Consider the following 20977-nt stretch of genomic DNA (forward strand, 5'->3'; position numbering starts at 1 on the left):
CCGTCATGCGACTTTTCGCCCTCCGCGACTACCGCCTCCTCTTCGGCGCCCAGGTCATCGCCCTGTTCGGTACGGGCCTGACCACCGTGGCCCTCGGACTGCTCGCCTACGACCTCGCAGGACCGCGCGCCGGCCTGGTCCTGGGCACCGCCCTCACCGTCAAGATGGCCATGTACGTGGTCATCGCCCCGCTGACCGCCGCGTACATCGACCGCCTCCCCCGAAGAGCCTTCCTCGTCCTCCTCGACGTGATCCGCGCCCTGGTGGTCCTGGCCCTGCCGCTCGTCAGCGAGGTCTGGCACATCTACGTCCTGATCGGCCTGCTCCAGGCCGCCTCCGCCGCGTTCACCCCGACGTTCCAGGCCGTGATCCCCGACATCGTCACCGACGAGTCCGACTACACCCGCGCCCTGTCCGCCTCCCAGGTCGCCTCCACCATGGAGAGCCTGCTCAGCCCCGTACTGGCCGCCGTCGCCCTGACGTTCATGGGCTTCGACCGGCTGTTCCTGGGCACCTCCGCCGGGTTCCTCGCCTCCGGCCTGCTCGTCCTGGCGGCGCGCGTCCCCAACGCCCGCCCCAGCACCCGTGCCGGGGCCTGGGACAAGGCGGCCTCGGGGCTCAGGACCTTCCTCACCACACCGCGGCTGCGCGGCGTCATGGCGCTCAACCTCGTGGTCGCCGCGGCCGGTTCGATCGTCGTCGTGAGCACCGTCAACTACGTACGCGACGAACTCGGCGGCTCGCAGTCGGGCGTGGCCTGGATGCTCGCCGCCTCCGGCACCGGGACCCTCGTGGCCGCCCTCGCGCTCCCCCGCGTCCTCGACCGGATCGCCGCCCGCAGCGTCATGCTGACCGGCGCCGCGGTCCTGGCCGTCGCTACGAGCGCCGCGGTCGCGGTCAGCGCGGCCGGGCCGGGCACCTGGGCCGGTACGGCGCTCATCTGGACCGTGATCGGCATCGGTATGGCACTGGTCATCACGCCGACCGGCGCGGTCCTGCGCGCCTCGGTCGCCCGCAGCGCGATCCCCGAGGCGTTCGCGGCCCAGTTCTCCCTGTCGCACCTGGCCTGGCTGATCACGTATCCCATCGCGGGCCGGCTCGGCACCGGCGCCGGCTTCACCCTCGCCTGGTCCGTCCTCGCGGTCCTCGCCGCGGCGGGAGCGACCGCCGCCCTCCTCCTGTGGCCGCGCCACGACGGACGAGAGACCGTGACCAGCCCCGTGACCGCCGCCCGGCACGTACCCACCACGGACCGGTCCACCCTGTCCAGGGCCGCGTGAAGCGCCCCGCCGCAGCATCGGCGCATCTTCCCTGATCGGGAGTCACACCGAACGCTTCCGTCGCCTGACGCCCCGGTCGCACCCGACTCCGTTGCCATCAGCAGGCGTTGTCTCAGCTCCGTTCCGCCCCTTCGGATCCATGGAGGAGGCATCTGAGTAGGTGGGCGATGGAGCGGGCGGCAGCCATGCGCAACGTTCCGGTGGAGACTCTGGGACTTCTCTTAGCACCGGTCGGGATGTTCGGCAGGAACGCTGCTCCGCCCGGGATCGTGGCAGACGGGCATCGGAATCCAAAGCGTGGCCAATGCTGAGATATTGGGCGGTAAGTTGCTGATCATCAAAGATCTCGTGAAGTGCTATCGGGACGGCACCCGGGCAAATGACGGCGTCAGCCTGCATGTGGGGGCAGGTGAGGTCGTCGGCCTTCTGGGGCACAACGGCGCGGGCAAGACGACGCTGATCAACCAGGTGGCGGGGCTCGTGCTCCCGACGTCCGGGAGTATCCGGGTCGACGGGTGCGATCCGGTCGCCGAGCCCGCACGGGTGCGCCGCATGGTCTCGGTGATGCCCCAGGCGCACGCACCGCTGGCCGGCGTCACGCCGCGGCAGGCCGTCAGGACGATGGCCCGTATCCGCGGCCTCGACAAGCGCACCGCCGCCGCCAGGACCGGTGAGGTGCTCGACGCGCTCGACCTGGGCGAGTGGGCCGACACTGTCGGGGAGCGGCTGTCGGGCGGTGTCCGCAGGCTGACCGCGTTCGGCATGGCCGCGGCGGGTCCCGGGCGGGTCGTGATGCTCGACGAGCCGACCAACGACGTCGACCCGGTCCGCCGCAGGCTGCTGTGGGAGCAGATACGGCAGCTCGCCGACCGCGGCTGCGCCGTCCTGCTCGTCACCCACAACGTGATCGAGGCCGAGCGCAGCGTGGACCGTATCGTCGTGCTGGGCTCCGGGCGCGTGCTGGCCGAGGGCACGGTCGCGCAACTGCGCTCCCGGGCGGTCGGCGAGCTCCGGCTGGAGCTGACGGCGGCCTCCCCCGGCGGCCTCCCGGACCTGCCCGACCACATTCCCGCCGCGGGACCGCCGCTGCGCAGCTCCCGGCGGCTGGCGCTGCCGCTGGACTCCGCCGCGGCCGCGCCGGCGCTCGCCTGGGCGCAGCGGCTCCGCGACGCCGGGGAGATAGACGAGTTCGCGCTCGTACCGGTCGGCCTGGAGGACGTCTACCTGCACCTGTCCGGCACCGAGGCCGGCGTCGGCACCGGGAGGGGTGGGCGGCGTGAGCCACTGGCTGCGTAGTTACGGCCTGCTGCTGGGTTGGACCGCGCTGCGCAGCCGCGCGACGCTGCCCCTGAACCTCATCATCCAGACCTGCCTGGCGGTGGGCATCATCGTCGGATTCGCCTATCTTGTCCCCGAGTTGGACGACGCCACCGAGCTGTACTTCGCGACGGGGGCGCCGGTGCTGGGGCTCATCACCGTCGGCATGGTGATCGGCCCGCAGGAGGTCGCCTCGTCCAAGCAGGAGGGGATCTTCGACTTCAACCGCTCGCTGCCGGTGCCCAGGTCCGCCCTCATCGCGTCGGACGCCACGGTGGCGCTGCTCGTGGCGCTGCCCGGCATCGTGACCGCGCTCGTGGTCGCGACGCTGCGCTTCGACCTCACGCTCGACATCAGTGCGCTGGTGGTCCCCGCGTTCCTCCTGACCGCGGTCACCGCCATCGGCCTGGGGTACGGGATCGGGTACGGGATGGCCCCGCCGGCCGCCCGCATGATGTCCCAACTGGTGGTGTTCGTGGCGCTGATGTTCTCCCCGATCACCTTCCCCGCGTCACGGCTGCCCGACTGGTTCGAGTCGGTCCACACCGTGCTGCCGTTCCAGTACATGGCCGACTCCGTACGCGACACCCTCAACACCCCCGCGGGCGGTGTCCCCCTGCTCCCCTTCGCCGTTCTGCTCGCCTGGGCCGCCGCCGGGTTCCTGCTCACCTTCCGGATCATGGCCCGCAGGCCCTGAGGCGGGGCAGCACCACGGAACTAGGAAGATCACTCAATCTTCCGTGTTCGGCGTGCCTGGCGCATCCGATGCGGCGAGGCTCGTGTGCATGGCCCTTTCACTGCTGACCGCCGTCCTCCTGCTGGCCCTCCTGGCGGCCGCGCACTGGTATCTGCACCGGCGCCTGGTCGGGGATGTCCTCCCGGAGGGCAGCCGGTGGCGGCGTCCCGGCGCGGTGCTGGTGTCACTGCTCGCGGCGGGCACCGTACTCCTGCTGGCGGTGGGGCCCGCGGAGCCGTCTCCCGAGGTCGCCGGCCCCGCCGCCCGGGTGGCCGGCGCCTGGTTTCCGCTGCTGACGTACGTCGTGGCCGCGCTGCTCCTGGGCGAGCTTGTCCGCCCGCTGCTGCGCCGCGTGCTCGCCCGCCGTGACGGCCGTACGCCACCGGGGGCCGGCCCGGTAGGTGCGCCGGAGGGCGAGGGGGAGACGGCCGACGCCTCCCGGCGGCTCTTCGTCGCACGGAGCGTCGCGATCGGCGCCGCCGTCCTGGCCACCGGCGCCGCCGTCGCCGGCCGGTCGGACGGGGCGGCGGGGCAGGGTCCCGAGGCCGGGGCGGTGGTGATCGCGATGCCCTTCACGGGGTTGTGGCTGGCGCGCAACAGCCCGGCCCGGCGGGTGCCCAGCCACGGCACCGACATGTTCGGCAGCCGGTACGCCATCGACTTCATCGGCGTCGATGAGCACCGCAGGACGGCGGGGGTGCGCGACTGGCGTACCTTCCTGGCCACCGAACCCCCGGAACGCTACCTCTCCTTCGGCCGGCCCGTCCTGGCCCCCGTGGACGGCACCGTCGTCGCGGTCCACGACCGCGAACCCGACCACGAAGGGCGCCGGTCCCAACTGGCGCTGCTGCCCTACGCCTTGGGTCAGGCATCCCGGGTCCGCCGGGGAGCCGGCGCGGTGGCCGGCAACCACGTCGTCATCTCCCTGGCCGACTCCCCCGGCGGCAGGGAGCTCTACGTCGTGCTCGCCCACCTCAGGGCCGGCTCCCTGCGTGTCTCCGCCGGCCAGCGCGTCCGCACCGGCCAGCACCTCGCCGACTGCGGCAACTCCGGCAACTCCACCCAGCCGCACGTGCATCTGCAGCTCATGGACCACCACGACCACACCAGGGCCAACGGCGTGCCGATGCTCTTCGACCGCTTCCGCGAGTGGCGTACCGCCCCGGCCGGCCAGGAGCCGGCTGTGGTCAAGGAGCACGCGCTGCCCGAGGAGGAAGCGGTCGTCGAGCCGCTCCCCCGCAGCTGAGCCGGACGCCGGCCCGGGCCCAGGGCCAGTGAGGGCCCCGGCCCGGGCGGGCCGGGGCCTATCAGTTCGCGAGGCCGGTCGGCGCGGTCAGCGCACGAGTTGGAGCAGCTTGTTCGGCGAGCCGCCGGCGGGCACTGCGGACAGGGCGCCGGTCACGGCCGCGCCGTCCAGGGCCGCGGCCACCTCGTCCGGACCGGCCCCGGGGTGGCGGTTGAGGTAGACCGCCGCGGCGCCGGCGACGTGGGCGGCCGAGACCGAGGTGCCGGAGTCGCTGTTCGTTGTGCCGCCCGGCCAGTCGGAGGTGATCTCCACGCCGGGGGCGTACAGGTCCAGCCCCTGGCCGTAGTTGCTGAACGAGGCGACGTTGTCGGCGCAGTCCGAGGAACCCACGGTGATCGCCTCGCGCACGTGGGCCGGGGAGGAGTTGTCGACGTCGTCGCTGCTCGCTCCCGCCGACACCGCGTAGGTGACACCGGACTTGATCGAGGCGCGTATCGCCTCGTCGAGCACGTCGCTGACGGGCGCGCCGATGACGAAGTTGGCCACCGAGGGCCCCGAGGCGTGCTCGGTGATCCAGTCGATTCCCCCCACCACTCCGGCGAGGGTGCCGCCGCCCTGTGCGTCGAGCACCTTCACCGAGATCAGCTGGGACTTCTTGGCGACCCCGTACTCGGTGCCGCCGACGATCCCGGCCATGAGGGTGCCGTTGCCGTGCCCGTCGCCGCCGTCGCCGCCGAAGGCGTCGAAGCCCGGGGTGGCGCGCGGCGCGAGATCGGGGTGGCCGTAGTCGATGCCGGTGTCGACGATGTAGACGTCGACGCCCGCCCCCGCGCTGGGCGGATAGCGGTACGTGCCGTCCAGCGGCAGCTCGCGCTGATCGATCCGGTCCAGACCGCAGGAGACTCCCGGTTGCGTACGGGGGCGCGACGGCGCCCCGCGCCGCAGTGTGGTGTTCTGCTCCACCAGCCGCACGGCCGGATCCGCGGCGAGCCGCCGTGCCTGCCCCCTGCCGGCCTGGATCAGCACACCGTTCAGGGCGCTGCCGTAGCTCTCCACCACCCGTACCCCGTACTCGGCGGCGACGTCCGGCCGCTCCCCCTCCTCGAAGAGCACCAGATAGCTGCCGCTCACGGCCTGCGGGCTTGCGGAGTTGGCCACGGATCCGGTGGCCTCGGCTCCGGGGCCGGCCAGGAGGCCGGCCCCCAGTACTGCTCCGGTGGCCGCCGCGACGGCGACGGCTCTGCGGCGGAAGGTCGGCGGCGCTGCGGGCACGGTTCCTCCTGGTGTGTCAACGGTCGTGTTGCAGTGGGGAGTCGGGGTAGGGGATGGCCCTCACAGGGTTGCGGGCCGGGTGGTCGGCTCTTCGAGGACGACGAGGTTGCCGGTTCCGCTCAGTGACGCCACGTCGATGTCGGCGACGCAGCGCACCGGCACGTAGTTCAGCGTCAGCGTCCCTTCGACGTGCACGCTGCCGGTGGCGTTCGCGAAGTCCGCCTTGCCGAGGTCGGTGGCGGCCTCGTCGACCCGCACTCCGAGGTCCGTTCCCCCGTTCGTGCCGGGGAACTTGACGAAGACGTACCCCATCTCCGTGAGGCGCCGTTGGAACTCCGCCGCGGAGGGGGAAGGGCCACCGACGGCGACGCTCTGCCCTTCGGCCGACAGACGTTCGACGAGCTCGTTCATGGAAGAATCCCTTCGTGTCGATTTCCTGGCAGGGCCGTTGCGCGCCGGTCGGCCCGCACCGGTCCGGCTGAGCGGGAGCGCATCGGCTCCGCGTCAGCGTTCGCCTGCCTCCATGTGCCTGCGCAGGCTCAGCGGGCGCATGTCGGTCCAGACCTCCCGCACGTACTCCAGGCAGCCCTCCTTCGTGCCGGCGACCCCCGTGTCCCGCCAGCCCGAGGGCACGGCGAGGTACGCCGGCCACAGGGAGTACTGCTCCTCGTCGTTGACGAGGACCTTCGTCTCGTTCTCCGCCATCGCTCCTGCTCCAGCCTCTAGTTCGCGGTCTTCTCGGGAAACAGCCAGGGCGCCTCCTCGGAGCGGCGCCTTTCGTAGGCGAGGATCTCGTCCTTGTGCGAGAGCGACCAGCCGATATTGTCGAGGCCCTCGAGCATGGCGTTCTTCTTGAAGGGGTCGATCTCGAAGGGGAAGGACTGCCCGCCCGGGACCGTCACGGACTGTGCGGGCAGGTCCACGCTCAGGGTGGCCGGTGTGCCGCTTTCGAGGGTCTTGAAGAGCGTCTCGACCGCGGACGGCTCCAGCGTCACCGGAAGGATGTCGCTGTTGAAGCAGTTGTTGTGGAAGATGTCGGCGAAGCCGGGGGCGATGATGCAGCGGAAACCGTACTCCCGCAGTGCCCAGGGGGCGTGTTCGCGCGAGGAGCCGCAGCCGAAGTTCTCACCCGCCAGCAGAATGCTGGCGGTCTCGTAGCCGGGACGGTTGAGGGGGAACTCCGGGTCGGGGGTCTTCCCGTCCTCCAGGAAGCGCCAGTTGGCGAAGAGGTGGGCGCCGAACCCGGTCCTGCGGACCGACTTGAGGAAACGCGCGGGAACGATGTCGTCGGTGTTCACGTTCGTCCGCGCCAGCGGCACGGCGATGCCTTCGTGCGTGATGAACTTCTCCACTGGGGTCCCTTCTTTCCGGATGGATCGCTACGGATCGCTACGGGTCCGCACGGATCCCTACAGGTGGCGGACGTCGGCGAAGTGGCCGGCGACGGCCGTGGCGGCCGCGGTGGCCGGGCTGACCAGATGGGTGCGGCCGCCGCGTCCCTGACGCCCCTCGAAGTTGCGGTTGCTCGTCGAGGCGCACCGCTCGCCGGCCTTCAGGCGGTCGCCGTTCATGGCGATGCACATGCTGCACCCGGACTCGCGCCACTCGAAGCCCGCCTGGCGGAAGATCTCCGCCAGTCCCTCCTCCTCCGCCTGGCGGCGCACGCGCATGGAGCCGGGGACGACGATGGCCCGTACGTCCGGCGCGACCTGCCTGCCGGCGACGTAGCCGGCGGCCACCCGCAGGTCCTCGATGCGCGAGTTGGTGCACGAGCCGATGAAGACGGTGTCGACCGGGATGTCCTGCACGCGCCGGCCCGCCTCCAGGCCCATGTACTCCAGGGCCTGCTCAAGTGCCGCCCGGGTGGCGGGGTCGGCGGCGTCGGCCGGGTCCGGGATCGTCCCCGTGACGTCGGCGACCATTCCGGGATTGGTGCCCCAGCTGATCTGCGGGACGAGGCCCTCGACATCCACCTCGTACGTGGTGTCGAACCGGGCGCCGGGGTCGCTCGCGAGCTGCTTCCACTGCACCGCCGCGCGCTCGAACAGCTCGCCGGCGGGGGCGTGGAGCCGCCCGCGCACGTACTCCACCGTCACGTCGTCGGGGGAGACCATGCCCGCGCGGGCGCCGGCCTCGATGGCCATGTTGCACAGCGTCATGCGGCCTTCGATCGACAGCGCGCGCACGGCGGAGCCGCTGAACTCGATGACGTGGTTGGTGCCGGCGTCGGTGCCGAGCCGGCGGATCACGGCCAGCGCGATGTCCTTGGCCGTCACGCCGTGCGCCGGCGTCCCCTCGATCCTGATGTTCATCGTGCGGGGCTTCTGCTGCAGCAGGCACTGGGTGGCCAGGACGTGCTCCACCTCGCTCGTGCCGATGCCGACGGCGAAGATGCCCAGGGCGCCGTGGGTGGAGGTGTGCGAGTCGCCGCACACCACCGTCATGCCGGGCAGCGACAGGCCCAGCTCGGGGCCGATGACGTGGACGATCCCCTGGTCCTCGTCGTTCATGCCGATGAGCCTGATGCCGAAGTCCCGGGCGTTGTCCTCCATCGTCTCGATGCACACGGTGCTCTGGCTGTCGATGACGTCGACGAGCCTGCGCCCCGGCATCGTGGGGACGTTGTGGTCGATCACCGCGACGACGCTCTCGGGGCGGTGCACCGGCAGCCTGCGCTCCCTGAGCCCGGCGAACGCCTGCGGGGAGGTCGCCTCGTGGGTGAGATGCCGATCGATGTACAGCATCGGTATCTCACCCGGTTCGTCGCGCACGACGTGCGTGTCCCAGATCTTCTCGAACATCGTTCGTGGCATCGCTCTGCAACTCCCATGTGTGCCGTCGTGATGTGGACGGGTCCTCAGGCTCCCTGCGGGGCGCGGGCGCCCGTGAAGCACTCCTCGAGCTCGTCCGAGGTCAGTTCGCGGCCCAGCCGGTGCGCCCGGTCGAGGACCTCCCGCACGGTCTGCGCCGACAGGTCCTCGACGTCGCGGCCGCTGTGCAGGTAGGCGAGCTTCACCGAGCTCTGGCCGCTCCACGGGCTGACGCCGACGGACATCGCGCCGCCCACGGAGGCGGGGTCGACGGCCGAGTACACGGTGCGGGCCATCTCCAGCAGCCTGGCCTCCCGCGCGAAGTCCTTCTCCCGGCGGGCGGTCTCGGCCAGCGCGTGGGCCTTGAGCATGGCGTCGGTGTGGATGCCGGAGGAGGTGTGGCTGTAGCGCTTGGCCAGCACGCCGTGCTCGGCGGTCGCGACGCCGACCATGCTCTGGTAGCACGAGATCAGTTCCAGCAGCCGGGGCATGTCCCAGGAGACCGGCAGGCCCGCTTCCCGCTCGATGGCGGCGAAGTTCAGGACGACCTCCTCAAGGGCGGCGTTGCCCGAGCGCTCGCCGACGCCGCGGGAGACGACATGGATGCGGTTCGCCCCGGCGGCCACCGCCATCATGGCGTTGCCCAAGGCGTTGCCCGTGTCGCGGTGGCCGTGCCAGTCCATCCTCATCCCGGGTACGCCCAGCGCTTCGAGTTCGTCGCGTACGAAGCGCACGATCCGGTAGGCGCCGACCGGGCGGATGGTGCCGATGGTGTCCGCCAGCGCGACCACGGAGGCGCCGGCCTCGACCTGCGTACGGGTGATGGCGCGCAGGTCCTCGGGAGAGGTCTGCGTGGTGTGCTCGGTCCCCGCGATGACGGGGATGCCCAGCTCCACGGTCTTGCGGATGAACGTGTCCAGCCGGTTGCGGATGAACTCCAGGTCCCAGCCCTGGACGAGCCTCCTGGACGGGGCGCTGCCCATGAACACCACGGACTGGAGCGCCGGATGGATCTCCCTGCACTCGATGGTCCAGCGCAGCGAGTCCTCCGTGCACATGGAGAGCACCGACGGGACGACGGTGGGGAGCTCGTCCCGCATCCGCGCGAGGAGCTGCTTCATCGTCGCGCTGAGCGTGCCCTGTTCGCCCGGGTAGATGCCGACGGTGGCGCAGGTGACCCCGAAGTCCTTGAGCAGGTGCAGGTACTGCACCATCTCGTCGACCGACGGATAGCCGGTTATGCCCTGCAGGCCGTCCCGCAGGCACTCCGAGAGGATCTGCGCGTCGGCGACCTGCGCGGGGAGCGGTTCGCCGGGGAGTCTCTCCGGCAGCGGTGAGATCGGACTCGGGTCTCTGTTCCAGTTGAAGTTCACAGGAATGTCGGTGACATCCATGTCCGTCCCCTCAGTCCAGCTCGACCGGCAGGATGCCGACCGAGAAACGGATGTAGTCGTCGGAGTAGCCGAAGGCAGAGCCGGGAATTCCGGCGATTCCGGTCTTCTCGAGGACGGAGAAGCAGTCCTCGCCCTTTCTGAGCTTGCTCCAGTTGTAGATGGTCGCGTCGTCGTCGAGATAGACGCGCTCGAAGAGGTGGTGCTCCTTGTCGAAGCGGTCCAGCTGCCGGCGCAGCCGGGAGCGGCGCAGCCTGTAGAGGTCCCGGATTCTCTCGATCAGCCGCGGGTTCTCGCGGAAGAGGGCGTGATAGGCCATGAACCGCAGCTGCCATTCCGCCGGTAGCGAGCTCACGCTGTTCATCCAGCTCATCCTCATGGCCCGGGCGAATTCGGTCTCGCCGAAAACGACCCAGCCGAACCTGTCCCCGGTCAGCGTGTGCGTCTTGGAGAAGCTGCTGACGTAGATCATCAGGTCGGCCACGTCGGTGGCCGACGTGAGGCTGTGCATCCGCGCCCGGTCCTCTTCCGGCCGGCCGGTGCCGAGGTACGCCAGGTCCGCGAGGACGTGGACGCGGCGGCCCCGCTGCGCGAGGCGGCGTACGACGTCCTGGATCTCCGCCAGTTCCTCCGGCGTGTACGCGAACGTCGTGGGGTTGTTCGTCACCGTCAGATAGACGACGTTGACGTCCGGGTTCTCCTCCAGGTGGCGCGAGAGCAGCGGGCCGGTGAGCTTGAAGCCGCCCTCGGCCCGGGTCGGGGCCATGTGCAGCCGGTATCCGTAGGCCGCGGCCTGCAGTTCGGGCATGTTGAATCCGGGTGCGGGGAAGAGGACCGCGCCGGGCGGCTCGTCGCGGCGGCGGGCGAGGTACGCCAGCCCGCGCAGCACCTTGTCGAGGCAGTCCGTCGCACCCAGCCCGAGGGCCACGTGCTCGGCGGTCGTCGTCAGACCCCACTGCCGCATGTCCTCGGCCAGCAGGCCGCGCAGCAGCGGGTTGCCGATGCTCTGGAGGTCGTAGACCCGCGGGTCGTAGCCGGAGTCGACCAACTGCCGCTCCGCCTCCGTCATCTGCTCCCGCAGCCACTGGTAGCGCTTGCCGGAGGCGGTGTAGCCGTTGAGGTCCTCGCCCGGCAGCGCGATGCCGAGCTCGTCGCCGAGCGTGCGGTAGTCCTGCGGGCCGCCCTCGTCGCCCTCGCACTCGGTGATCAGGCGTACGTTGACGTCCCCGAGCGTGCGGTTGACGATCTCGAGCCGGGTGGCCGCCGGGTCGAACCGCCGTGCCGCGCACTCGTCTTGGAGCTCCTGGACGATGCGCGCCATGACCCGGATGGGCGGCTCCACGCCCACCTCCCTCCGGTCCGGCCGGCGCCGCAGCATCTCCTTGCGGGCCCGGCGGATGAGCAGGCGCTGCTCTTCCAGGCCGCTGCCGGCCGCCGCGGTGGAGTCAGGGGCGGCGGAGTCAGGGGCGGCGGACTCCGGCGCGCTCATGCGCGCACCCCGTCCCGCTGCAGCAGCGCGTCCACGACCCGCCGGCCCATCTCCTGCGTTCCGACGACGGTGGCCCCGCTCTCGTGGACGTCCACCGTCCGGTATCCCGCTCGGACCACCTCCTCGACCGCCTCCTCCACGGCCCCGGCTTCCTTGCCCAGGCCGAGCGAGTGGCGCAGCAGGAGCGCGGCGGAGAGGATGGCGCCGATGGGGTTGGCCTCGTTGCGTCCGGCGATGTCGGGGGCGGAGCCGTGGACGGGTTCGTACAGGCCGAACATCCCGCCCTGGGTGCGCCGGACGCCCAGGCTCGCCGAGGGGAGCATGCCGATCGAGCCCGTCAGCATCGACGCCTCGTCGGTGAGGATGTCGCCGAAGAGGTTCTCGGTGACGACGACGTCGAAGTCCGCCGGGGTCCTGACCAGGCGCATGGCGCAGGTGTCGACGAGCATGTGCTCGTAGGCGACGGCGGGGTGCTCGCGGGCCACCCGGTCCACGACCCGCCGCCACAGGACCGAGGAGCTGAGCACGTTGGCCTTGTCGACCGAGGTGACCTTGCCCCGGCGGCCGGCGGCGATCTCGAAGGCGGCGCGTACGACCCGCTCGATCTCCGCCTCGGTGTACAGGAGGGTGTCGACGGCCTCCGTGTCCCGGCCCGTGTGCCGGATCTCGCTGGGCTTGCCGGGGATCGACTCCATGTGGCCGTAGTAGAGGCCGGCCGACAGTTCGCGTACGAAGACCATGTCCGTGCCCTTGAGGTGCTCGGGCTTCAGCGAGGACGCCCCGTACATGGACTCCGAGGGGCGGATCGGCCGCAGGTTGGCGAAGAACCCGAACTCCTTGCGCAGCCGGAACAGCGCCTGCTCCGGCCGCGGGCCGCCGCTGCGGCGCTCGCCGGCGGGGAGGCTGCCGACCGCGCCGAAGAGGATCGCGTCGCTCTGCGCGCACTCCTCGAAGGTGTCGTCGGAGATCGCGGTGCCCTCGGCCTCGATGGCGTCCAGGCCGACGAGGCGCGAGCGGATCGTGAACGTGCGGCCGAACCGCTCCTCCACGGCGCGCAGCACGTTCAGTGCCTGCGCCGTCACCTCCGGGCCCACGCCGTCGCCCGGGAGGATCATGATCGTGGCATTGGTCATCGGACCTGGTCCTTCGGATCGGAGTGGAAGGCGAGCAGCCGGTCGACCATGGAGCCGCGCCAGCAGATGAGGTCGTGGCCGCCCATGTACTCGGAGTAGTCGACCTCGTAGCCCTTGTCCCGCAGGACGTCGCGGAAGGTCTGGTGCGCCGTCATCGGGTCGTAGTCGACGATGGCGCGCTCCAGGCTCCCGATCTCCAGGGAGAAGCGGATGGGGAGCCTGGGATTGCGCTCGAACTGCCGTGTGAGCCACTCGTCCTCGATGTCCGGCGTGCCCTTCTCCGGCCACCAGAAGGAGCCCGACTGGGAGATGACGTTGCCGAACCGCTCCGGCGTGGTGAACGCGGCGTACACCGCCGCGAGTCCGCCGAAGCAGGAGCCGCCGACCACGGTCCGCGCGGGGTCCGAGGCGATGTGGTAGTTCTCGTCCACCCACGGCATCAGCTCGTGGTTCAGGAAGTCGACGAAGGGCTGGTGGCACGTCAGTTCGCGGGCCCGGGTCTCCTGGTCGGCGTTGCTGTGCATGACCAGGACGTAGGGCGGGATCCTGCCGACGTGGAGCAGGTTGTCCAGCAGGGTCGTGACGGCGGCGAAGTTGTAGTACGCCCAGCCGTCGAAGAGGAGGAAGACGTTGTACGGTTCGCCGTCGGTACGGTAGCCGGGCGGGGTGTACACGGAGACGTGGTGCTGGGTCCGCAGGATGGAGCTCTCCATCGTGTGCATGTGCGTCTCGCCCTTGGGCACTCCGCGCCGCGGGATGTTCCAGGGCTGCTTGGGCGCCTCCGGGAGTTCCAGCACCGACACGGTCAGCCCCACCCCCTGGCCCAGGATCGAGTGCTGGCGGGGGTTGAGCGGGTCGTGCCGGTAGGACGGGACGCGCGAGATCATGTCCGCGTACGACGCGAAGGGCTTCAGCGGGTCGTTGACCGAGAGCAGGTACGTCGTCCGCAGGTGCGAGGGCAGGAAGTAGGACACGTACCAGATGTCGGTGGAGGGGACGCGGCTCATCCTGGTGTCGCCCGGGTCTCCGTCCGGTGCGCTGTAGAAGAGCACCAGGACGTTGTGCGTGTCGCCCGGGTCCCGCCACAGGAAGGTGACCAGGGTCCGCGAGTCGTCGTCCCCGACCTGCTCCATCAGGGGCCCGCCCGACTCGGCGACCTCGTGCCACAGCTCGTCGACGGCGTCGCCGTCCCCCGCCTCGACGGCCTTCACCACCTGCGTGAGGCGGGGGCTCACGAGGGATCGCTCCGGAGCGAACATGGTCGGTTCTCCTTGGGTGTGGGAGGCGCCTTGGCGGTGTCTTGGCGGCGCGGGGGCGGGGGTGGTGTGCCCGGGGCGCTCAGAGCAGGTCGAACAACTCCGCCGCGTCCGCCTCCTCGTCGCCGTCCCCGTCGGCGCTGTCGTCGATGACCCGGGCGAGGGCTGCGACGGTCCGGTTCTGGAAGACCGTGGGAAGCATCAGCGTGATGCCCCACCGCTCCCGGACCCCGGTGGCCATCGAGGCCACCAGGAGCGAGTGGCCGCCCAGGGCGAAGAAGTCGTCGTTGGCGCCCACGCGCTCCAGTTCCAGCAGCTGCGCCCAGATGGCCGCCAGTGCCTGCTCGGTCTGCGTCCTGGGAGCGACGTAGCCCTCGCCGGACCGCACCTGCGACACGACGTCGGTGAGCGCCGGCAGGGCCGTGCGGTCGACCTTGCCGTTGGAGGTCAGCGGGAACTCGTCGAGCTTGACGAAGTACGTGGGCACCATGTACTCCGGCAGCCGCTCCATGAGGTGCGCCCGCAGGTCGTCCTGCGGCGCCTCGCCGCCGTCCTTCGTGGTGAGGAAGGCGGTCAGCCGCTTGTCGGTGGGGCCGGCCTCGTGGACGACGACGAGGCACGCCCGTACCGCCGGGTGCTCGGCGAGTACGGCCTCGATCTCCCCGATCTCGATGCGGTAGCCGCGGATCTTGACCTGGTGGTCCCTGCGCCCCGCGTACTCGATGACGCCGTCCGGGCGAAACCGGGCGAGGTCGCCGGTGGCGTAGAGGCGGCCGGGGCCGAAGGGGTCGGCCACGAAGCGCTCGGCGGTCAGGTCGGGGCGCCCCAGGTAGCCGCGGGCCAGCTGGACGCCGCCGATGAACAGCTCGCCGACGACGCCGTCGGGCACCGGTGACATCGCCTCGTTCAGCACGTACAGCCGGGTGTTGGCCACCGGTCGGCCGATGGGGACGCTGACCGCGCCGGGCACGTCGGCGCACTCCCAGAAGCTGACGTCGACCGACGCCTCCGTGGGCCCGTAGAGATTGTGCAGCCGCGCGTTCGGCAGGGACTGCCGGCACTGCTCCTGGACCTCCAGCGGCAGGGCCTCGCCGCTGCACACCACGCTCCGTACGCCTGTGCAGCGCTCGGACACGGTCGGCTGCCGCAGGAAGGCCTGCAGCATCGAGGGGACGAAGTGGAGGGTGCCGATGCCCTGTTCGTCGATCACCTCGGCCAGGTGGGCGGGGTCGCGGTGCCCGTCCGGGCGCGCGAGGTGCAGCCGGGCGCCGGCGATGAGCGGCCAGAAGAACTCCCAGACCGACACGTCGAAGCTGAACGGGGTCTTCTGCAGGACGCGGTCGTGCTCCCCCAGGTCGTAGGCGCCCTGCATCCACAGCAGCCGGTTGGTGATGCCGCGGTGCGAGAGCATCGCGCCCTTGGGCCGGCCGGTGGAGCCCGAGGTGTAGATCACGTACGCCAGGTTGTCCGGGCCCACCGCGGCGTCCACGGGGGCGGGGCTCGCCCGGAGCCACGAGGCGTCGGTGCCGCCGAGCTCGATGAGTCCGACCCCGCGCTCGCGGAGGAACCCGACGCGCTCCATGGTGTCCGGCTGGACCAGGGCGGTCCCGACCCCGGCGTCCTCGGCGATGTAGGCGATGCGGTCGCCCGGGTAGTCGGGGTCGAGCGGTACGTAGGCGGCGCCGGCCTTGAGGATGGCGAGCAGCCCGGTCACCAGGTCCAGCGAGCGGTACATGGCGATGCCGACGCGCGTCTCGGGGCCCACGCCGCGGTCGCGCAGGGTGTGCGCCAGCCGGTTGGCGCGCCGGTCCAGCTCGGCGTAGCCGATCTGCCCGTCCTCGTAGGAGAGCGCGATGCGGTCCGGTGTGCGCGCGGCCTGCTCCTCGAAGAGCCGGTGGAGGCATACGGGCCGCAGCGCGTCCTCGTCCCGCGTGGCGTTGCGCTCGTACAGGATCTCCGCCCGCTCCGCGGCCGACAGCAGCGGCAGCCGGGCCGCGGGGGTGTGCGGCGAGCGCAGCGCCTCCTCGATGAGGGTCCGCAGGTGCTCGCCCATGGCGGCGACCGTGTCCCTCTCGAACAGGGCGGTGCTGTACTCGAAGGTGAACCGCAGCTCCCCCTTGCGCTGCTGGATGCTCAGTCCCAGGTCGAACTTGGCGACCCCGATGCCCGCCTCCGCGACGTCGTCGATCCAGGCCGGCTGCTCCTGGCCCGCGGGGGCCTCCTCGAAGAGCTTGTCGAGCCCCGAGAACATCACCTGGAACACGGGGCTGTAGCTCAGGCTGCGCTCGGGCCTCAGCTCCTCGACGATGCGGTCGAACGGCACTTCCTGGTGGCTCTGCGCCTCCAGCAGCTTCCAGCGGACCTGTTTGAGCACGTCGGAGAAGTCCGGGTCGCCGCTCAGGTCGACGCAGAGGGCCACCGTGTTGACGAGGAAGCCGATCATCGGCTCGGTCTCGATCCGGCCGCGGTTGGCGACCGGGATGCCGATGACCACCTTGTCCTGGCCGCTGTAGTGCGCCAGGAGCGTCGCGAACGCGCTGAGCACGGTGACGAACTGCGTCGTACCGTGCTCGCGGCCGACCCTGCCGAGCAGTTCGGTGAGGTCGGCCGGCAGCGAGAGGGTGAGGGAGGCGCCCTCGTAGGTCTGCACCGCGGGCCGCGGGTGGTCGGTGGGCAGCGAGATCAGCGCGGGCGCCTGGGACAGCTGCTCCTTCCAGTACTCCAGGTGCGGGCGCAGCCTGTCCTCGTCGAGCCACTGCTGCTGCCACACCGCGTAGTCGGCGTACTGCACGGCCGGCGCCGGCGGCAGTACGGGGCCGTCCGCTCCCAGGGCGTCGTAGATCCGCTCCAGCTCCTCGTTGACGATCCGCACCGAGTAGCCGTCGATGATCGCGTGGTGTGCGCTGAAGGCAAGGAGCGACTCGGTGTCGGAGAGGCGGACCAGCAGCGCGCGGAGCAGCGGTCCCCGGGCGAGGTCGAAGGTCTCCAGCCACAGCTCGCGCGTGCGGGCCTGGACGAGGCCCGGCTGCCGGTCGGCCGGCTCCGCCGACAGGTCCACCTCGGTGAGGACGACGGGGGCGGACTCGGCGATCTCCTGGCGGAGTCGTCCCCGGCTCTCGTGGAACGTCGTCCGCAGCGTCTCGTGGCGTTCGATGAGCACCGCGAACGCGCGCCTGAGCCGCTCGGTGTCGGTCCGGCCGCGGCGGTGCACCAGCCAACCGACCGTGTAGAGCGGGCTGTCCGGGTGCAGGCGGTCGATGTACCACAGCCGCTGCTGGTCGAACGTCGCCGGGATGGGCTCGTCGCGCGCCGCGGGGACCAGGGGGAGGTCGTCGTACGGCCGGCGGTCCCGCAGCAGGCCGTCCAGTTCGGCGGCCACCTGGGCGACCGTCGGCAGTTCGAAGACGGCCTTGACGGGCAGCTCGACGCCGAACGCCTGCCGGACCCGGGCCAGGACCTTCACCGCGAGCAGCGAGTGCCCGCCCAGCTCGAAGAAGTCGTCGGTGATCCCGACGGGCCGGCACCCCAGCACCTCCTCCCAGATCTCGGCCAGCCGTGCCTCGGTGGTGGTGCGCGGCGGTACGCCTCCGCGGGCGGCCGGTGCGCGGTCCGCGCCGGGCACCGGGAGCACCCGGCGGTTCAGCTTGCCGCTGCTGTTGAGGGGAAGCTCGTCGAGGCGGACGAAGGCCGACGGCACCATGTACGAGGGCAGCTTCTCCTTCAGGTGCGCCCGGAGCAGGTCGGCGGTGTCCGCGGTGCTCTCGGCGTCCGCGGTGTTCTCGGCGTCCTCTGCGTCCTCGTTCAGCACCACGTAGCCGACCAGGCGCTTGCCGGAGCCGTCCGGCTGGGCGAGCACGGCGCAGCTGTGCACCCGCGGGTGCTGGTCGAGCACCGACTCGATCTCGCCCAGCTCGATCCGGAAGCCGCGGATCTTCACCTGGTTGTCGACGCGTGCGACGAACTCGACGTTGCCGTCCGGGAGATACCTGACGAGGTCGCCGCTCTTGTAGAGCCGGCTGCCGGGCTCCCCGGAGAACGGGTCGGCGACGAAGTTCTCCGCGGTGAGGTCGGGGCGGTTCATGTAGCCCCGGGTCACGCCGACTCCGCCGAGGTACAGCTCACCGGGCACACCGGCCGGCACCGGCTGCATGAACGGGTCGAGGACGTAGAGGCGCACGTTGGTGAGGGGACGGCCGATGTGGATGACGTCCAGGTGCTCGTCGGTGTGCGTACCGGTCGCGAAGATCGTCGTCTCGGTGGGGCCGTAGACGTTGAAGAACGTACGGCCCGGCGCCCAGGTCCTGATGAGGTCCGCCGAGTACGCCTCGCCGCCCACCACGAGCGTGCGAAGGTGCGGCAGCGGCGGCTCGGTCGCCAGGGTGGCCAGCGCGCCCGGGGTGAAGTTCAGGCTCTCGATGGCCCGTTCGGCCAGTATGTCGTGCAGATCGGTGCCGATCATGCGGGCGTCCGCACGCGGGATGTGGAGCGTGCCTCCCGTCACGAGCGGCATGACGATCTCCCACACGGAGAAGTCGAAGCTCATGGAGGCCACTTGGAGGACGTTCTGCGGTCGCTCGAAGCAGGCGTTGCGGCCGATCCACGGCACCACGTGGCCAAGGTTGCGGTGCTCGACCATCACGCCCTTCGGCCGCCCCGTCGATCCGGAGGTGTAGATGATGTACGCGAGGTTCTCCGGGGTCAGGGCCGTCGCGGGGGCGTGCGCGGGCTGTGCGGTGACGGCGGACCAGTCGGAGTCCAGGCAGAGGGTCTCCAACTCCCGGGCCGGCAGCGTCGGCAGCAGATGCTCCTGGGTGAGCAGCAGGCGCATCCGGGTGTCGTCGATGACGTACGCCATCCGGTCCTGGGGATAGCGCGGGTCGATGGGGACGTACGCCCCGCCGGCCTTGAGGATGCCCAGCAGGCCGACGATGCCCTCCAGCGAGCGCTCCAGGCACAGGCCGACCCGGGTCTCGGGCCCCACGCCGCGGCTCTGCAGCCAGTGCGCGAGCCGGTTGGCGCGGTTGTCGAGCTCGGCGTACGTGAGGTGCTCGTCCTCGTGGACCACCGCCACCGAGTCGGGGGTCCGCCGCGCCTGTGCCGCGACGAGCTCGTGGACGTGGGCGGTGCCGGTCTCCGCGGTGGTGCCGGTGCTCCACTCGTCCAGGGCTCTGCCGAGGTCCTCGTCGGTGAGCATGGTGATCCGGGCCAGGGGCGTGTGCGGCGCGGCCACCAGTTCGCGGGTGATCTGCCGCAGGTGCCGGAGCATCGCCTCGGCCGTGCGCCCGTCGAACCGCCGCGGGTCGTAGAGGATGTTGAGGCCGAGCCGTTCACCCATCGTGATCACGGTGTTGAGCGGGTAGTGGGTCTGCTCGTTCGAGACGGCCTCCGTGAAGCGCAGGGCCTCCTCGTGGCCGTCGCCTTCGGGATAGTTCTCGAAGACGAAGAGGCTCTCGAACAGGGGGGCGCCGGCGGGCAGTCCGCTCCACTGGTGGACCTGGCTGAGCGGGCTGTGCTCGTACTGGCGCATCTGCACGTTCTGCTCCTGCAGGCCGTGGAGCCAGTCGAGGGCGGTTGCCGCCGCCGGCAGGTGTACGCGCAGCGGGAGGGTGTTGATGAACATGCCGACCATGCGCTCGACGTCCTCGACCTCGGAGGGGCGTCCCGAGGTGACGGTGCCGAAGACGACGTCGTCGGTGCCCGAGTAGCGGGCGAGCAGCAGTGCCCAGCAGCCCTGCAGCACGGTGTTGAGGGTGAGGCGGTGCTGCTGCGCGAGGCTGTGCAGCTCCGCCGTCTCCGCCTCGCTGAGGTACTCGGTGGCCCACGTCTGGCGGCCCGAATCCCCCGGGCTGCCGCCCTCGGCACCCCGTGGTTTCCCGAGGTCCAGTGGGGTGTGCTCCTCCAGCCCCTGGAGGGTGTGGCGCCAGTACTCCTCGGCTTCTGCCGTGTCCTGGCGCTGGAGCCAGGAGACGTAGTCGCGGTAGGGCCGCACCGGTGCGACCTCTGTGTGCCGGCCGCCGGTGAGGACGCCGTACTGCCGCACGACCTCGCCGAGCAGCAGGCTGATGCTCCAGCCGTCGAGGATGGTGTGGTGGGCGCTCCAGACCAGTTCGTAGGCGTCGTCGGCGGTGCGGACGAGGAGCATCCGCCACTGGGGGGTGTCCTGGGGGGTGAAGCCCCGGGCGCGGTCGTGCGTGAGGTGGGCGTTCAGTCTCTCCTGCTGCTCCTCGGGGCTGCGGTCGCGCCAGTCCTGTACTTCGAGGGGGACGGGGATGTCGTGCCAGACCAGTTGGAGTGCCTGACTCCCGTTGTCCCAGAAGCTGGTGCGCAGGATCGGGTGGCGTCGCATGACCTGCGCCCAGCTCTCCCGGAAGGCGTCCGTGTCCAACTGCTGTTCAATCCGCAGCACTTGTTGGACGTGGTAGATGCCCTCGCCTTGCGCGTAGTGGCTCTGGAACCACAGGCCCTGCTGGACGGGTGTTTGCGGATAGCAGTCCTCCAGTGGGCGGGGTTGTCTGCCTTCGCGCCATGCGGGCTGGGTGCGTAGCTCCGCCATCAGGTCGTTGATCTGTGCCTGCGTCAGGGCGCCGAGCGGGAAGTCGCAGGGGCTGTAGCCCTGGACATCGGGTCGCTTCGCCTCGCCGGTGAGGCGCCGCAGCGCATTGAGGGTGTTCTCGGCGACGTGGCTGATGGTCTCCTGGGTGTGTGCGGCGTCGCTGTAGGTCCACTCCAGGTGCAGGCGGCCGTCCTGGACCCGGCCGATGACATCGATCAGGTACGGGCGCCGGTTGTCGGGGTGCCAGTCGGGTCCTGCCATGCCGGAGGACGCCGCGAAACTCCCCGCCATGGAACCGTCGAACTGACCCAGGTAGTTGAAGCTGATCTGCGCCGGTATCGCGCTGACCGGGCTGGAGTCGGGGTCGGGGGCGGGGTCGTGGTTGCCGGTATGGGCGAGGAGTCCGTAGCCGATGCCCTGCCGGGGACGTGCCCGCAGCAGCTCCTTGACCTCCTTTAACCCTTCGCCGAGAGCAGTCGGGGACGGTACTGGCA

At 70.9% G+C, this 20977-nt stretch carries 14 protein-coding genes; 4 read left to right on the plus strand and 10 right to left on the minus strand.

The features are described 5' to 3' along the window. Positions 1-5: 5 nt before the first annotated feature. The 4 genes from ACFQLX_RS22460 (at position 6) to ACFQLX_RS22475 (ending at position 4579) form a co-directional block, all read left to right on the plus strand. Positions 6-1280, plus strand: coding sequence for an MFS transporter (locus ACFQLX_RS22460; RefSeq protein ID WP_386417884.1), 1275 nt, complete (start codon positions 6-8; stop codon positions 1278-1280). 348 nt (positions 1281-1628) lie between these two features. Next, positions 1629-2576, plus strand: a complete 948-nt coding sequence (locus ACFQLX_RS22465) for an ABC transporter ATP-binding protein (protein WP_386417886.1) — start codon at positions 1629-1631, stop codon at positions 2574-2576. After that, the gene (locus ACFQLX_RS22470; RefSeq protein WP_386417888.1) at positions 2557-3294 is read left to right on the plus strand and encodes an ABC transporter permease; all 738 of its coding nucleotides are present in this window, start codon (positions 2557-2559) and stop codon (positions 3292-3294) included. Before ACFQLX_RS22465 ends, ACFQLX_RS22470 begins: the two co-directional genes overlap by 20 nt. Positions 3295-3382: 88 nt before the next feature. After that, positions 3383-4579, plus strand: coding sequence for a M23 family metallopeptidase (locus tag ACFQLX_RS22475; protein ID WP_386417890.1), 1197 nt, complete (start codon positions 3383-3385; stop codon positions 4577-4579). Between the two features lie 87 nt (positions 4580-4666). On the opposite strand, the gene ACFQLX_RS22480 is transcribed toward ACFQLX_RS22475, so the two are convergent. From ACFQLX_RS22480 to ACFQLX_RS22525, 10 genes are all read right to left on the minus strand, one after another. After that, positions 4667-5851: a S8 family peptidase gene (locus ACFQLX_RS22480; RefSeq protein ID WP_386417892.1), complete on the minus strand. Its 1185-nt coding sequence runs from the start codon at positions 5849-5851 to the stop codon at positions 4667-4669. 60 nt (positions 5852-5911) lie between these two features. Continuing rightward, on the minus strand, positions 5912-6262 hold the full coding sequence (locus ACFQLX_RS22485) for a hypothetical protein (protein ID WP_386417894.1): 351 nt from the start codon (positions 6260-6262) through the stop codon (positions 5912-5914). A 93-nt stretch (positions 6263-6355) separates the two neighbouring features. Next, the gene (locus ACFQLX_RS22490; protein WP_386417895.1) at positions 6356-6556 is read right to left on the minus strand and encodes an MbtH family protein; all 201 of its coding nucleotides are present in this window, start codon (positions 6554-6556) and stop codon (positions 6356-6358) included. 17 nt (positions 6557-6573) lie between these two features. After that, positions 6574-7203: a 3-isopropylmalate dehydratase small subunit gene (gene leuD / locus ACFQLX_RS22495; RefSeq protein ID WP_386417897.1), complete on the minus strand. Its 630-nt coding sequence runs from the start codon at positions 7201-7203 to the stop codon at positions 6574-6576. Positions 7204-7260: 57 nt separating this feature from the next. Next, a complete protein-coding gene (gene leuC / locus ACFQLX_RS22500) occupies positions 7261-8664 on the minus strand; it encodes a 3-isopropylmalate dehydratase large subunit (RefSeq protein ID WP_386417899.1) in 1404 nt (467 codons plus the stop codon). 44 nt (positions 8665-8708) lie between these two features. Next, positions 8709-10055, minus strand: coding sequence for a hypothetical protein (locus ACFQLX_RS22505; RefSeq protein ID WP_386417901.1), 1347 nt, complete (start codon positions 10053-10055; stop codon positions 8709-8711). A 10-nt stretch (positions 10056-10065) separates the two neighbouring features. After that, entirely contained in the window at positions 10066-11541 is a 1476-nt protein-coding gene (locus tag ACFQLX_RS22510; protein ID WP_386417902.1) for a pyridoxal phosphate-dependent aminotransferase, read from the minus strand. Continuing rightward, positions 11538-12674, minus strand: a complete 1137-nt coding sequence (leuB, locus tag ACFQLX_RS22515) for a 3-isopropylmalate dehydrogenase (protein ID WP_386417904.1) — start codon at positions 12672-12674, stop codon at positions 11538-11540. The genes ACFQLX_RS22510 and leuB overlap by 4 nt, the downstream gene beginning before the upstream one ends. After that, positions 12671-13933 carry an enterochelin esterase gene (fes, locus tag ACFQLX_RS22520; protein ID WP_386417906.1) on the minus strand — a complete coding sequence of 421 codons (1263 nt, stop codon included), beginning with the start codon at positions 13931-13933 and terminating at the stop codon, positions 12671-12673. Before fes ends, leuB begins: the two co-directional genes overlap by 4 nt. Positions 13934-14012: 79 nt before the next feature. Further along, positions 14013-20977 (minus strand): amino acid adenylation domain-containing protein (locus ACFQLX_RS22525; RefSeq protein WP_386417908.1); only part of this gene is annotated, 6965 nt, incomplete at its 5' end.

Source organism: Streptomyces polyrhachis, from assembly GCF_042663125.1.
In the GTDB taxonomy this organism is placed as follows: domain Bacteria; phylum Actinomycetota; class Actinomycetes; order Streptomycetales; family Streptomycetaceae; genus Streptomyces; species Streptomyces polyrhachii.